The organism is Pseudomonas sp. P7758 (genome assembly GCF_013386485.1).
GTDB lineage: Bacteria > Pseudomonadota > Gammaproteobacteria > Pseudomonadales > Pseudomonadaceae > Aquipseudomonas.
Genome location: NZ_JACARS010000085.1, coordinates 1 through 12,945, shown reverse-complemented (window position 1 = coordinate 12,945; position 12,945 = coordinate 1). Strand labels below are relative to the sequence as shown.

Annotated in this window: 16 protein-coding genes; 12 read left to right on the top strand and 4 right to left on the bottom strand. The window is 61.4% G+C overall.

Annotation, left to right across the window (positions count from 1 at the left end; translation table 11 throughout):
• The first annotated feature begins 7 nt into the window (after window positions 1–7).
• The 4 genes from HX873_RS19105 (at window position 8) to HX873_RS19090 (ending at window position 2,046) form a co-directional block, all read left to right on the top strand.
• Complete coding sequence (locus tag HX873_RS19105; RefSeq protein ID WP_087695216.1) at window positions 8–913, top strand: alpha/beta hydrolase; 906 nt, start codon at window positions 8–10, stop codon at window positions 911–913.
• Window positions 910–1,236 carry a hypothetical protein gene (locus HX873_RS19100; protein ID WP_177123045.1) on the top strand — a complete coding sequence of 109 codons (327 nt, stop codon included), beginning with the start codon at window positions 910–912 and terminating at the stop codon, window positions 1,234–1,236. Before HX873_RS19105 ends, HX873_RS19100 begins: the two co-directional genes overlap by 4 nt.
• Window positions 1,237–1,348: 112 nt before the next feature.
• A complete protein-coding gene (locus HX873_RS19095; RefSeq protein WP_003219231.1) occupies window positions 1,349–1,603 on the top strand; it encodes a FlxA-like family protein in 255 nt (84 codons plus the stop codon).
• 209 nt (window positions 1,604–1,812) lie between these two features.
• Entirely contained in the window at window positions 1,813–2,046 is a 234-nt protein-coding gene (locus tag HX873_RS19090) for a hypothetical protein (protein WP_008431103.1), read from the top strand.
• A gap of 28 nt (window positions 2,047–2,074) precedes the next feature.
• On the opposite strand, the gene HX873_RS19085 is transcribed toward HX873_RS19090, so the two are convergent.
• From HX873_RS19085 to HX873_RS19075, 3 genes are all read right to left on the bottom strand, one after another.
• Entirely contained in the window at window positions 2,075–2,860 is a 786-nt protein-coding gene (locus HX873_RS19085) for an OmpA family protein (protein WP_003219227.1), read from the bottom strand.
• A 55-nt stretch (window positions 2,861–2,915) separates the two neighbouring features.
• Entirely contained in the window at window positions 2,916–3,344 is a 429-nt protein-coding gene (locus tag HX873_RS19080) for a DUF4398 domain-containing protein (protein WP_003219226.1), read from the bottom strand.
• Between the two features lie 284 nt (window positions 3,345–3,628).
• Window positions 3,629–3,973 carry a hypothetical protein gene (locus HX873_RS19075; protein ID WP_003219222.1) on the bottom strand — a complete coding sequence of 115 codons (345 nt, stop codon included), beginning with the start codon at window positions 3,971–3,973 and terminating at the stop codon, window positions 3,629–3,631.
• Window positions 3,974–4,160: 187 nt separating this feature from the next.
• Between HX873_RS19075 and ppc the strand changes: the two genes are divergently transcribed.
• The 7 genes from ppc (at window position 4,161) to HX873_RS19040 (ending at window position 11,387) form a co-directional block, all read left to right on the top strand.
• A complete protein-coding gene (gene ppc, locus HX873_RS19070) occupies window positions 4,161–6,806 on the top strand; it encodes a phosphoenolpyruvate carboxylase (RefSeq protein WP_102368213.1) in 2,646 nt (881 codons plus the stop codon).
• Window positions 6,807–7,074: 268 nt separating this feature from the next.
• Complete coding sequence (gene adk / locus HX873_RS19065) at window positions 7,075–7,722, top strand: adenylate kinase (RefSeq protein ID WP_177123044.1); 648 nt, start codon at window positions 7,075–7,077, stop codon at window positions 7,720–7,722.
• A gap of 89 nt (window positions 7,723–7,811) precedes the next feature.
• Complete coding sequence (gene tsaB, locus HX873_RS19060) at window positions 7,812–8,498, top strand: tRNA (adenosine(37)-N6)-threonylcarbamoyltransferase complex dimerization subunit type 1 TsaB (protein ID WP_102368216.1); 687 nt, start codon at window positions 7,812–7,814, stop codon at window positions 8,496–8,498.
• Between the two features lie 160 nt (window positions 8,499–8,658).
• The gene (locus HX873_RS19055) at window positions 8,659–8,970 is read left to right on the top strand and encodes a hypothetical protein (RefSeq protein ID WP_003219213.1); all 312 of its coding nucleotides are present in this window, start codon (window positions 8,659–8,661) and stop codon (window positions 8,968–8,970) included.
• Window positions 8,970–9,830 carry a DUF72 domain-containing protein gene (locus HX873_RS19050; RefSeq protein WP_003219211.1) on the top strand — a complete coding sequence of 287 codons (861 nt, stop codon included), beginning with the start codon at window positions 8,970–8,972 and terminating at the stop codon, window positions 9,828–9,830. The genes HX873_RS19055 and HX873_RS19050 overlap by 1 nt, the downstream gene beginning before the upstream one ends.
• A gap of 27 nt (window positions 9,831–9,857) precedes the next feature.
• On the top strand, window positions 9,858–10,685 hold the full coding sequence (locus HX873_RS19045) for an oxaloacetate decarboxylase (RefSeq protein WP_177069467.1): 828 nt from the start codon (window positions 9,858–9,860) through the stop codon (window positions 10,683–10,685).
• Window positions 10,686–10,688: 3 nt separating this feature from the next.
• The gene (locus tag HX873_RS19040; protein ID WP_087695213.1) at window positions 10,689–11,387 is read left to right on the top strand and encodes an extensin family protein; all 699 of its coding nucleotides are present in this window, start codon (window positions 10,689–10,691) and stop codon (window positions 11,385–11,387) included.
• A 3-nt stretch (window positions 11,388–11,390) separates the two neighbouring features.
• Here the strand turns inward: HX873_RS19040 and HX873_RS19035 are convergent, their stop codons facing one another.
• Window positions 11,391–12,011 (bottom strand): hypothetical protein, encoded by a 621-nt coding sequence (locus HX873_RS19035; RefSeq protein ID WP_032898688.1) that lies wholly within the window; start codon window positions 12,009–12,011, stop codon window positions 11,391–11,393.
• Window positions 12,012–12,107: 96 nt separating this feature from the next.
• Between HX873_RS19035 and HX873_RS19030 the strand changes: the two genes are divergently transcribed.
• Window positions 12,108–12,890, top strand: a complete 783-nt coding sequence (locus HX873_RS19030) for a class I SAM-dependent methyltransferase (RefSeq protein ID WP_003219204.1) — start codon at window positions 12,108–12,110, stop codon at window positions 12,888–12,890.
• The last annotated feature ends 55 nt before the right edge of the window (window positions 12,891–12,945 follow it).

Sequence of the window (12,945 nt, the reverse complement as noted above, 5' to 3'; positions counted from 1 at the left end):
TCAACGGATGAGAATCCTCGGCATTCTTTGCCTGCTACTGACCCTTAACGGCTGCAGCTCCTTATTGTTCTATCCGGAGCGCGGCATGCCGTTCACCCCGGAAAAGGCGCACCTGCAATACCGTGACGTCACATTGACCACCGCCGATGGCCTGAAGCTCCACGCCTGGTGGCTGCCGGCCAAGGCCGGCGTGCCGCTCAAGGGCACGGTGCTGCACCTGCACGGCAATGGCGGCAATCTCGCCTGGCACCTCGGCGGCAGCTGGTGGCTGCCGGAGCAGGGCTATCAAGTGCTGTTGGTGGACTATCGCGGCTACGGGTTGTCCGAAGGCGAACCTTCGCTGCCGGCGGTTTACCAGGACATCGACGCCGCTTTCAAGTGGATCGACAACGCCCCCGAAACCCAGGGCCAGCCACTGATCGTGCTCGGCCAAAGCCTGGGCGGCGCGCTAGTGGTGCACTACCTGGCGGAACATCCCGAACGTCAGCCGCAGCTCAAGGCGCTGGTACTGGATGGTGTGCCGGCCAGTTATCGTGACGTAGGACAATTCGCCCTCAGCACCTCCTGGCTAACATGGCCGTTCCAGGTGCCGTTGTCGTGGCTGGTGCCGGACGGCGACAGTGCGATCAACGCCATGCCCCGACTGACCGGCGTGCCGAAATTGTTATTCCATAGCCTGGATGACCCGATCGTGCCGCTCTCCAACGGCATTCGTCTGTATCAGGCTGCGCCGCCACCGCGGGTGCTGCAACTGACCCGGGGTGGCCACGTGCAAACCTTTGCCGACAAGACCTGGCAAACCGTGATGCTGCGCTACCTGGACGACCCCCAGCATTTCAACGGGCTGCGCCGCCTGGGGGAAATCCCCAATTACCCGGCGGCCCCGAACTCCAACGCAGAGAACCCGCAATGAGCGAAGAACGCAACATGATCCCCCTGATCCTCACCGGCATCGGCACCATCATCGGTACCGTTGGCTGCCTGTGGTACTACGGCTATTTGCACTTCGCCAAGCCCGAGGATGCGTTGCTGCTCAGCGACTTCACCATGCTCAAGACCGTGCCGGGCGAGGATTACAAAATCTCCCTGACCCCGGCCGTCCAGGTGGCGCAATGCGTTGATGGCGTACTGGTGCTGTTTGATACCGAACAGAAAGGGCTGACCGGCGTACTGGTCAACAGCAAGAAGCAGGCAGTGCGTTGCATGGGGCAGGAAACGCCGCAATTGGAGCAGTAGCGCGAGTCAAGTGGGAAAGGTCTGGAACCATTTTAAGTGGATTGCCACAGATTCCGTACTGGCCAGCAGCGCTGGATCGGTTATCTCGGATACTTAATTTGGAGTCACTTGAATGGACATTCCTCGCGTAAACAACTCGTCTTCCCCATTCACTGCCGGTGCGGGGGGAGGTGATTCGCGACTTCAGCAATTGGAACAAGAGATTCAGAAGTTGAAGAACCAGATCGCCCAAGGAGGCGGTGGTGCACAGGGCGCGCAGGGCGAAGAAAGCCTTGAGGAAAGGCTCAAGAGGCTCGAGGCGGAGCTGGCCCAACTCAAAGGGCAGGCGGCTCCGGAGCAGGATAACTCGGCGCCAGTAAGCTACTGACCCGATGCTCTTGAAGCGCACTGGGACCTCTTGATTCCTGGCCTGCAAATAAAAGAATCCCGCCATTTGGCGGGATTTTTCATGCGGCCTCAAACGATCATGCAGCGACGGAGCGGGCGGCGTGGTGTGCGGGCTGGGCCCTCCGGTGCAGTCGTAGTTGATGATGGAAATATCTGGAACCGTATTGCGTAACGCACCACAGAAGCGATGTGATTTACACGAGTCGGGGCGAGAAGGTGGCGATAGATATTGCTGCAATAAGCAACATGGTGAACATGCTCAGGGGGCACGAGAAGCTGGAAATGCTCGACGCCGAGGATCATAAGCTCAAGCACTTGCTCGACAAGCTGTCGGAACATGGCTACGGCGGGAAGATAGAGCTACCAGCCGAGGATCCCAACCGACCTGTCCGGTTCGACGACCCGAAAAAAAACCCACAGTAACGTGGGTTTTTTTTCCAGCATCAATCGATCAGTTGGCCATCGAAGAACGTGGCTTGACCGGCTGGTTGTCGTTGGAGATGGTCACTTCAACGCGGCGGTTCATGGCGCGGCCCGAAACGCTGCCGTTATCGGCAACCGGGTATTCCTTGCCATAGCCCTGGGTCACGATGCGCGAGATATCCACACCCTGGTTGGCCAGTGCGCGCTGTACGGAAGCGGCGCGGCGCTCGGACAGGCTCTGGTTGTACGAGTCGGAACCGGTGCTGTCGGTGTAGCCTTCGACGATCACTTTACGGTCCGGGTTATCGCGCAGGAACTGCGCCAGCTTGGTGATGTTCACCAGGCCGCTGGACTTGAGGTCTGACTTGTTGGTGGCGAACAGCACGTCACCAAAGGTCACCAGTGTGCCGCGATCAGTCTGCTTGGCGTTCAAGCTGTCTTGCAGTTGCTTGATCTGCGCGTCACGGGCCTGCAGCAGGGCGCGGGCACGTTCGTCACCGGCGTTTTTCAGCTTGGCTTCGGACTCACGCAGGACGATGGTGTCCTTGGCCACTTCAACGCGCTGGTTGGTCAGGTAGGCCAGTTGGTCGACCTTCTTCTGGTCTTCCTTGTCGCGGTAGGCCTTGTCAGCCTTGTCCAGCCAGTCGCTGGCGTCTTTGGTTTCCAGCGCCGCTACCTTGGTAGCTTGCGGGTTGGCTTGCAGGGCCGAGAAGTTGGTCCGAGCGTTTTCCAGGTTCTGGTTCGGCGGGGTGGAGCAAGCCGCCAGAGCAACGCTCATCGCCAGCAGGGCAGGGATCATCAATTGTTTACGCATAGTCGTGTCGTCCTTTCAATTCGGTTTCGGGTGCAATGCAATCAGGGGCGGCGGCTTATTGTTGCGGCTGGATCACAGCCGGGCGCATGCCTTCCTGACGCAGCTCCTGAACAGCTTTCTGGGAATCCTTCACAGCCTGTTCGGCCTTGGCAGCCTGGGCTTTACGCTCTGCTACGCGAGCGTCCCACTCGGACTGTTCGGCCAGGCGACGGGCTTCGTCGTAGTTCTTGTCGTGCATGGCGATTTCAGCTTGCTTCAGTTTGTCCTGGGCAGACTTCATCTCCACGGCTGCGAACTCGGTACCGCCGGCGCTGACAGCGCTGTTCACCGCAGATTGGGTCACAGCGTATTGCTCGGTCGGCGGGTTGCCGGCGCAGCCAGCCAGTACGAAGCTGGTGCCGATTGCCAGCGCGGCCAATTTAAGCCCGCGCAGGTGGTTAAACGAGGTTTTGGCAGTGCTGGTCTTCATCGTCTTCAACTCCATTAGGTAACTCCTGAAAAACATCAAATCCATCTCCGGCTTGCAGTGTCTGCGGGGCCCGGCGGTTAGCTCAGGACGCCTATTCAAACGGCTGTTCCAAGTGATGGCTTACTGGCTGTGACCGGAGGCTTTTTTGAATAGTTCAGCGAAGATGGCGATTTGCCTAAAAAAATATTTGACTGAACGGTCAGCGTTTAAAAGTTGGAACTTTTGCATGGCGCAGCGGTATCCAGGGCCTGTGGGAGGCCCTGAATACGGGAGGTTAAGGGGTTCGAGGCTCAGGTTTACTAGTGTTTCTGCTTGTCGGACTGAGCTGACAAATCGTGTAGGTAACGCCGTGACAGGCTGAGAAAACGTGGGGTTGGGCCGACATCCTCATACAGCGGATCGCCTTCCTCATCGGTGGCAATCACCTGCTTGCCCTTGATATAGGGAAAGCTCGCTTCCAGCTCTTCGAGGGCTGCGCCAATCAACTCGCCGAGCAGTTCTTCGGTATGGCGTTTGGGGTACATCTCGGAGATCGCCGCCAGCCTGGCGGCGGCTTCCACGTCCAGATGGATGGCGTATTCGGTTTTGGTCAGGCGACCCTTGGCGTTTTCTTCCCAATGCTGGGCCAGTTCTCGGATTTTCATGGCAACCTCAATGGAGCCCACGGTACGCGGGCGATGATGAGTGACCAGCCGGCCAGCGCGGATAACGCTGCGGCTTACTGTTGAGACTAGCTGCAACTCACAAGGTTTAAAGTTCCTTGTAAGACGTCGCCGTGGGCGGCACTCTTGAAGATCAAAGCGTCCCGGATTTTCTGCTGGAGATTGGCTGATGAGCGATATCGATGCACGTTTGCGTGAGGATGTTCACCTGCTGGGTGAACTGTTGGGCAACACGATTCGAGAACAGTACGGCGATGAATTCCTCGACAAGATCGAGCAGATCCGTAAAGGCGCTAAGGCCGATCGCCGTGGCGCGGCCTCGGAGCAGGTGGCCGGCGAAGAGCTGAGCGCCAGCCTCAATCAACTCAAGGAAGACGAACTGCTGCCGGTGGCGCGGGCCTTCAACCAGTTTCTCAACCTGGCCAACATCGCCGAACAGTATCAGTTGATCCACCGCCGTGATGAATCAACCCCGGCGCCGTTCGAGTCGCGGGTGCTGCCGGAACTGCTGGCGCGCCTGCAGAGTGAAGGCCACAGCAGCGAATCCCTGGCGCGCCAGTTGGGCCGGCTGGAAATCGAACTGGTGCTCACCGCTCACCCCACCGAAGTCGCCCGCCGCACCCTGATCCAGAAATACGACGCCATCGCCGCACAACTGGCCCTGCAGGATCACCGCGACCTCACCACCGCCGAGCGCGAGCAGATCCGCAATCGCCTGCAACGCCTGATCGCCGAAGCCTGGCACACCGAAGAAATCCGCCGCACCCGGCCCACGCCGGTAGACGAAGCCAAGTGGGGCTTTGCGGTGATCGAGCATTCGTTGTGGCACGCCATCCCGAATTATTTGCGCAAGGCCGATCACGCCTTGCACGCGGCTACCGGCCTGCGCCTGCCTCTGGAGGCCGCGCCGATTCGCTTCGCTTCCTGGATGGGCGGCGACCGCGACGGCAACCCCAACGTCACCGCCCCAGTCACGCGCGAAGTGCTGTTGCTGGCGCGCTGGATGGCGGCTGACCTGTACTTGCGCGACATCGACCACCTCGCCTCCGAACTGTCGATGCAACAGGCCAGCCCGGCATTGCAGGCCAAGGTGGGTGACAGCGTCGAACCTTACCGGGCGTTGCTCAAGCAATTGCGTGAGCGGCTGCGCGCCACACGCCAATGGGCCCACACCTCGTTGACCAGCACCACGCCGGCGCCCGCCGATGTGCTGCAAAACAACCGCGACCTGCTCGAGCCTTTGCAACTGTGCTACGAGTCGCTGCATAGCTGCGGCATGGGCGTGATTGCCGACGGCCCGCTGCTGGACTGCTTGCGTCGGGCGGTCACGTTCGGGCTGTTCCTGGTGCGCCTCGACGTACGTCAGGATTCCACCCGCCACTGCGCGGCCATGACCGAAATCACCGACTACCTGGGCCTTGGCCGGTACGAGGATTGGGACGAAGAGGCGCGCATCAGCTTCCTGATGAAGGAACTGGCCAACCGTCGCCCCTTGTTGCCGGGTTACTTCAAACCCTCGGCAGACACCGCCGAAGTGCTGAACACCTGTAAGGAAATCGCTGCCGCACCGGCTGCGTCCCTGGGTTCCTACGTCATCTCCATGGCCGGCGCCGCGTCGGACGTGTTGGCCGTGCAACTGCTGCTCAAGGAGTCCGGCGTACAACGGCCGATGCGTGTGGTGCCGTTGTTCGAGACCCTGGCTGACCTGGACAACGCCGGCCCGGTGATCGAGAAACTGCTGCTGTTGCCGGGCTACCGCGCCCGCCTGCAGGGCCCGCAGGAAGTAATGATCGGCTACTCGGATTCGGCCAAGGACGCGGGCACTACCGCCGCCGCCTGGGCGCAATACCGGGCCCAGGAACGGCTGGTGGAAATCTGCCGCGAACAACAAGTCGAACTGCTGCTGTTCCACGGTCGTGGCGGCACCGTAGGCCGCGGCGGCGGCCCGGCTCACGCGGCGATCCTGTCGCAGCCGCCGGGCTCGGTAGCGGGGCGTTTCCGCACCACTGAGCAGGGCGAGATGATCCGCTTCAAGTTCGGCCTGCCGGACATCGCCGAGCAAAACCTCAACCTGTACCTGGCGGCGGTGCTGGAGGCAACCTTGCTGCCACCGCCACCACCGGAACCGGCCTGGCGCCACTTGATGGACGAATTGGCCGCCGACGGTGTCAGCGCTTACCGTGCCGTGGTGCGGGAAAATCCGCAGTTCGTCGAGTATTTCCGCCAGTCGACCCCGGAGCAGGAACTGGGTCGCTTGCCCCTGGGCAGTCGTCCGGCCAAGCGCCGGGCTGGTGGCATTGAAAGCCTGCGGGCGATCCCGTGGATCTTCGGCTGGACCCAGACCCGCCTGATGCTGCCCGCCTGGCTCGGCTGGGAAGCGGCGTTGAACAATGCCCTGGAGCGTGGCGAAGGCGAGTTGCTGGGGCAGATGCGCGAGCAGTGGCCGTTCTTTCGTACCCGCATCGATATGCTGGAAATGGTGCTAGCCAAGGCCGACGCCGACATCGCCCGGCTGTATGACGAGCGATTGGTGCAGCCCGATCTGCTGCCATTGGGTGCGCACTTGCGCGACCTATTGTCGCAGGCGTGCAGTGTGGTGCTTGGCCTGACTGGCCAGTCTCAGCTGCTGGCCCACAGCCCCGATACGCTTGAGTTCATCCGCCTGCGCAACACCTACCTGGACCCGTTGCACCTGCTGCAGGCCGAATTGCTGGCCCGATCGCGGCAACAGGAAGCGGCACAAGACAGCCCTCTGGAACAGGCGCTGCTGGTGTCTGTGGCCGGTATTGCCGCTGGTTTGCGCAACACCGGCTGACATTTATGGCGTGTTCTCAATAGCTTGCAGATACCCCGCGCCGGTCGCCGTAAAATTGGCGACCGGCGTTTTGCTGTCAGGGTTGTACCTGCTTGTAAAGCCAGCGCGGCGCGGGTTTCTCCTACTTTCGGCGGCTTGTGTGGTTTGGGCCTGCTGTGTATCTTGATCAGCCTTTGGCCGTTTGTGCGGCCTGGACCCAAAATTTCCGAGATTGGCCCCACGCGGCGAATCCGAGCGTCATCTCTATAAAAAATTGAGGAGCACATCGATGCGCGTCATTCTGCTGGGAGCTCCCGGGGCCGGTAAAGGTACTCAGGCAAAGTTCATCACTGAAAAATTCGGCATTCCACAAATCTCCACCGGCGACATGCTGCGTGCGGCCGTCAAGGCCGGCACCGAGCTGGGCCTGATCGCCAAGAGCGTGATGGACAGCGGCGGCCTGGTCTCCGATGACCTGATCATCAACCTGGTCAAGGAACGCATCAGCCAGGAAGACTGCAACAACGGTTTCCTGTTCGACGGCTTCCCGCGCACCATTCCCCAGGCTGAAGCCCTGGTGAAGGCCGGCGTCGAGCTGGACAACGTGGTGGAAATCGCCGTTGAAGACGAAGAGATCGTGCAGCGTATTGCCGGTCGTCGTGTTCACGAGGCCTCGGGCCGCGTCTACCACATCGTCTACAACCCGCCGAAAGTCGCGGGCAAGGACGATGTTACCGGCGAAGACCTGGTACAGCGTAAGGACGACACCGAAGAGACCGTGCGTCATCGCCTGTCGGTCTACCATTCCCAGACCAAGCCGCTGGTGGACTTCTACCAGAAACTCTCGGCCGCCCAGGGCAAGCCGAAGTACAGCCACATCGAAGGTGTGGGTTCGGTTGAAGCCATCACTGGCAAAGTACTGCAAGCGCTGATCTGATCGTTCATCCGCTTGATTGACAACGGCCCGCTTGCGGGCCGTTGTTGTTTATACTGACGCACTTTTTTTCAACGTGGATGCATACACCGATGAGCACCTTGCTGGCCCTGGACACCGCGACTGAAGCTTGCTCCGTTGCCCTGCTGCACGATGGCAAGGTTACGAGCCACTACGAGGTGATCCCGCGCCTGCACGCGCAGAAGCTGTTGCCGATGATCAAGCAATTGCTGCTGGACGCGGGCACCACCTTGTCGGCGGTGGACGCCATCGCATTCGGGCGTGGCCCGGGCGCGTTCACCGGCGTGCGCATCGCTATCGGTGTGGTCCAGGGGTTGGCGTTTGCGCTGGAGCGTCCGGTATTGCCGGTGTCCAACCTGGCGGTGCTGGCGCAGCGCGCGTTTCGCGAGCACGGTGCAAGCCAGGTTGCAGCAGCCATCGATGCGCGCATGGACGAAGTGTATTGGGGCTGCTACCGCGAAACCGCTGGCGAGATGCGCCTGATCGGCGCTGAGGCCGTGCTGCCACCTGAAGCGGCGGCGTTGCCGGGCGATGCCAGCGGCGACTGGTTCGGTGCTGGCACCGGCTGGGGCTACGGCGAGCGCATTGGTGTGACGCTTGCCGACCAGGATGCGGGGATGCTGCCCCACGCCGAAGACCTGCTGGCCCTGGCACGCTTTGCCTGGGAGCGAGGCGAGGCGATTCCGGCGGACCAGGCGGCGCCCGTGTACCTGCGGGATAAAGTGGCGCAGACCAAGGCTGAACGCGGGATTATTTGACGTCAAAAGTGCGGGCAATTTCAGACAAAAATAGCCAATCGTCAGAATTTGCCCGCGCTTTTAAACCTTTTACCAATTATGTGTTCTAGTTATCACCAGAGCATTTGCGCGCCATGGAAAGCGCCACTAAAATGCCATCACCGATACCGAGTTCGCATGTATGCGCATAGACGGCTTTTCATCACAGTCCTACCCCCTCAAGCGCAAGCCTCGCAAGGCGAACGTGACGGTAGACGACTCCGTCGAAGACTCGCCCGATTTTGTTGAAATCCAGTCCGACAACACTGCTGTTTCAACCCGTTCCCAGGGTTCCGGCGGTGCACGCACCAGCGGCGTTCCTGCCCGCCAGCAAGACATGATCTTCCCGCGCTCCATGAGCAAAAACGTCGCCAATGCCCTGGCCAGCTACCTGACCACTGCCGGCTTTGTCGAATGGGATATGGAAGTGCTGGGCCTCGATATCCATATCTGATGCTGTTGCCTTACTACCTCGGTTGTCCGTCCTGGAGTGAAAACGCCTGGCGCGAATACCTGTATCCCGCCGACGCCCGCTCCAGCGATTACCTTGCCCTGTATTCCCAGGTCTTCAACGCCGTCGAGGGCAACACCACGTTCTACGCCCGTCCTTCCGTCGCTACCGTGCAGCGCTGGGCTGAAATCATGCCCGAGCATTTTCGCTTCACGGCCAAGTTTCCGGGGGATATCAGCCACAGCGGCAACCTGATCGAGCAGTTGCCGGCGGCGGAAAGTTTCCTGGGGTTGATGAGCCCGTTGGGCGAGCGTATTTCGCCGTTGTGGCTGCAGCTGCCGGCCAGTTTTACCCCGCAGCGCCTGGGTGAGTTGGCCGGGTTTATCGACGGGCTGGAGCGACCGTTGGCGGTGGAGGTGCGTCACTCGGAATTTTTCGCCAAGGGCGACGCCGAGCGCAGTCTCAACCGCTTGCTGCGCGACCGCGGTGTCGAGCGCATCTGCCTGGACCCGCGTGCGTTGTTCAGTTGCACCTCCACCTCGGCAGCCGTGCTGCACGCCCAATCGAAAAAGCCCAAGGTGCCGCCTCGCCCGGCGGCGCTGACGCAGTTTCCGCAAGTGCGCTTTATCGGCCATCCGGAGTTGGAAGCCAATGATCCGTTCCTGGTGCCCTGGATTGAAAAGGTCGCCGGCTGGATCGAAGAGGGGCGTACGCCCTACGTGTTTCTTCACACTTCCGACAACCGCCTGGCCGCCCAACTGGCCTTGCGCTTTCATGAGAAATTGATGCTGCGCTTGCCCGGCTTGCCGGCATTGCCCACCCTGCATCGAGAACCCGCAGCGGAGCAACTGGGGTTACTCTAAGGCTCCTTTTCCCGACAGGAGTCAGTCATGGATGCCCAAACCCTTCGCGCCGAAACCTTCAAGGCCCTGCATGAGCGTGACCGCGCGTTCGTGATGCCCAATCCATGGGATGCCGGCTCCGCAAAAATGCTCGCCAGCCTGGGGTTTGAAGCCCTGGCCACCACCAGCGCCGGCTTTGCCTTCAGCCTCGGCCGCCCGGATGCCGAAGGTGCGTTGTCCCTGGAAGACACCTTGGGCAATGCCGGGGCGATCGTCCAGGCGACCTCGCTGCCCGTCGCCGCCGACCTGGAAAACTGCTTCAGTGACACCCCTGAAGGCTGCGCCAAGACTATCCTGCGGGCGGCAGCGACTGGGATTGTCGGTGGCTCCATCGAAGACGCCACCGGAATTGCCGTCGACCCGATCTATCCCTTTGACCTTTCCGTGGAGCGCGTCGAAGCCGCAGTCGCCGCTGCCCGCAGTTTGCCATTCCCCTTCACGCTGACCGCCCGCGCGGAAAACCTCCTGCATGGCCGGCTGGATTTGCCCGACACCATTCGCCGCCTGCAGGCCTACGCCGAAGCTGGCGCCGACGTGCTCTATGCACCGGCCCTGCGCAGTGCCGAGGAAGTATTGGCGGTGGTGAAGGCGGTTGCACCCAAGCCCGTGAATATCTTGATGTCAGGCGCCCTGAAACTCAGCGTGGCGCAGTTGAGCGAGATGGGCGTCAAGCGCATCAGCGTCGGCTCGGCCATGGCCCTGGCGGCTTATGGCGAGTTCTTCAGGGCGGCCCAGGAGGTTCATGAGTTGGGCACGTTTACCTTCACTGAGCGCTCGATGCCGTTCAGCCAGGCCAATCAACTGTTCAAGGGCTGAGGCGTGCGTTTCTTCAAGGTGCTGGGCGTGCTGCTGGTGTTGGCAGGTGGTGTGTTGGTTGGCGTGTGGCGGGGCTGGGTGCCGCTGCCCGATGAGTGGAACCCGTGGGCGCCGCTGGACGTGCGGGCAAGCCCGAACCTGCTGACCCGATTCAAGCTTGGGCGTTTGCAGGATGATCCTGCCCTATGTGACCAAGTGCTGAAGACCTCCGGGCTGCGGGTCGCCCATCAGGCGGACAGCCCTGCCGACGCGGCTTGCCCGCTGCGCAATACATTGCGGGTCCAAGGCGCTGATGTCGGCTTGAGCAGCAGCTTTCTCGCCAGTTGCCCGCTGGCCGTGGCGTTCGCCCTGTTCGAGCGCCATAGCCTGCAACCAGCGGCCCAGGCGGTGTTTGGCCAGGCAGTGACGCGGGTCGATCACCTGGGCAGCTTTGCCTGTCGCAATATCTACAACCGCGCCAACGGACGACTCAGCCAGCATGCGTCGGCCAATGCGTTGGATATCGCCGGGTTTCGCCTGGCGGACGGGCGCACCATCAGTGTGCTCAAGGATTGGCCGGGTGACGGCGAGCGTGCGCGCTTCCTGCGGCAAGTGCGCGATGGCGCCTGCAAGGATTTCAATGTGGTGTTGAGCCCGGATTACAACGCCGCCCACCGTAATCACTTTCATCTGGACATGGGTCGGTGGTGGGTGTGTCGCTGAGGGTCAGGCGGCCAGGCGCAGGTTGTGCAGGATCAGCGGACGCGCCCAGCGGCTGTCGAAATCCAGGGCTTTCTGTTGCTCAACCAGCTCTTCTGCCGGGAACGGTGGCGGTGGTGGTGGCAGCAGGTCCAGTTCGAATTCGGCGATCGGCAAATGCAGCGGGCGTGGTTGCGGCGCGGGACCCGGTTCGGGCAGCGGTTGGCCGGCGGTCAGGACGATCGGGCGCACCCAGGCGCTTTCGAAGTTTTGCTGCTTTTGCTGGGCGACCACTTCTTCCGCCGGGTACGGTGGCGGGGCCGGTGGCAGCAGTTCCAGTTCGAATTCGGCGATAGGCAGGAACAGCGGCTCGGGCGGGGCGATCTCGGTGTCTGTCACATCACAGGCGCGCTGGGTGACGATCTGTGACAGCAGGTCACTTCCTTCGCTGGGTTCTACCGCCGGGTCCACAGGTTTCGCCACCGACTTGGCGAGCGCGCCCGGCGTGTCGCCGAGCTGTTCGGCCAACGCCTGGGCGAAGAAGTCCTGCCACACATGACTGACGCCGGCCAGCGCTTGGGTATTGCGCAGGCCGAAGTGGTTGTGGGTCGGCAGTACACCGGTGAATAGCGAAGGAATGTCTGACATTTCTCTCGATCGTCGCTCAGCTCTGGCAAAATGCCGGATCCTTTTTTTTATCGGCCGCTTTTTGCCGATCCTTAATATTTTTGAGCGTAGTCACCGATGAGCGAACAACCAGCGGCCAGCCGCATTCGGGTCGAGGCCTTGGCCGAAGGTTTTCAGGCGCGTGCGCAGCACTGGGCCGAGCAGCTGGGGTTGCCTTTGCAACTGGATGAGGCGGACTTTGCCTTGCAGGTGGGGGAGCAGGGGCTGCAGTTGCAACAGCTGGGGCCTGAGGCGCCGGGGCCGGTGCGGGTGGATTTTGTGGAGGGTGGGGCGGCGCACCGGCGTCTGTATGGCGGCGGCAGCGGGCAAATGATTGCCAAGGCGGTGGGTGTGGCACAGGGCGTGCGGCCCAGGGTGCTGGATGCTACCGCTGGGTTGGGAAAGGATGCATTTGTGTTGGCCAGCCTGGGTTGCGAGATGAGCCTGATTGAACGCCAGCCGTTGATTGGGGCGTTGCTGGAAGATGGCTTGGCGCGAGGTGCAGAGGATTTTGAGGTGGCGCCGATTGTGGCGCGGATGAGGTTGCTCAAGGGCAACTCCATTGAGGTGATGCGCGATTGGGAGGGGGAGCCGCCTCAGGTGATTTATCTGGATCCGATGTTTCCGCATCGGGAGAAGACGGCGTTGGTGAAGAAGGAGATGAGGTTGTTTCGGCCGCTGGTGGGGGATGATCCGGATGCGCCGGCGTTGTTGGCGGCGGCGTTGGCTTTGGCCAGTCATCGTGTGGTGGTCAAGCGGCCGCGTAAGGCGCCTTGTATTGAGGGGGTTAAGCCGAGTCATGCGTTGGATGGGAAGTCCAGTCGGTATGACATTTATCCGAAGAAGGCGCTGAAGTCCTGAGGGCTGGGTACATATCCGTTATTTAGGTAACGGCTGCTTATGGTTTCGCTCTTAC

Bases quoted from the DNA above. Each gene is read 5' to 3' on its own strand.
- ppc (WP_102368213.1), top strand. From the start codon at position 4,161: ATGAGCGATATCGATGCACGTTTGCGTGAGGATGTTCACCTGCTGGGT.
- HX873_RS19055 (WP_003219213.1), top strand. From the start codon at position 8,659: ATGCGCATAGACGGCTTTTCATCACAGTCCTACCCCCTCAAGCGCAAG.
- HX873_RS19080 (WP_003219226.1), bottom strand. From the start codon at position 3,344: ATGGAGTTGAAGACGATGAAGACCAGCACTGCCAAAACCTCGTTTAAC.
- HX873_RS19095 (WP_003219231.1), top strand. From the start codon at position 1,349: ATGGACATTCCTCGCGTAAACAACTCGTCTTCCCCATTCACTGCCGGT.
- HX873_RS19105 (WP_087695216.1), top strand. From the start codon at position 8: ATGAGAATCCTCGGCATTCTTTGCCTGCTACTGACCCTTAACGGCTGC.
- HX873_RS19045 (WP_177069467.1), top strand. From the start codon at position 9,858: ATGGATGCCCAAACCCTTCGCGCCGAAACCTTCAAGGCCCTGCATGAG.
- HX873_RS19100 (WP_177123045.1), top strand. From the start codon at position 910: ATGAGCGAAGAACGCAACATGATCCCCCTGATCCTCACCGGCATCGGC.
- HX873_RS19075 (WP_003219222.1), bottom strand. From the start codon at position 3,973: ATGAAAATCCGAGAACTGGCCCAGCATTGGGAAGAAAACGCCAAGGGT.
- HX873_RS19085 (WP_003219227.1), bottom strand. From the start codon at position 2,860: ATGCGTAAACAATTGATGATCCCTGCCCTGCTGGCGATGAGCGTTGCT.
- adk (WP_177123044.1), top strand. From the start codon at position 7,075: ATGCGCGTCATTCTGCTGGGAGCTCCCGGGGCCGGTAAAGGTACTCAG.
- HX873_RS19050 (WP_003219211.1), top strand. From the start codon at position 8,970: ATGCTGTTGCCTTACTACCTCGGTTGTCCGTCCTGGAGTGAAAACGCC.
- HX873_RS19030 (WP_003219204.1), top strand. From the start codon at position 12,108: ATGAGCGAACAACCAGCGGCCAGCCGCATTCGGGTCGAGGCCTTGGCC.
- HX873_RS19035 (WP_032898688.1), bottom strand. From the start codon at position 12,011: ATGTCAGACATTCCTTCGCTATTCACCGGTGTACTGCCGACCCACAAC.
- tsaB (WP_102368216.1), top strand. From the start codon at position 7,812: ATGAGCACCTTGCTGGCCCTGGACACCGCGACTGAAGCTTGCTCCGTT.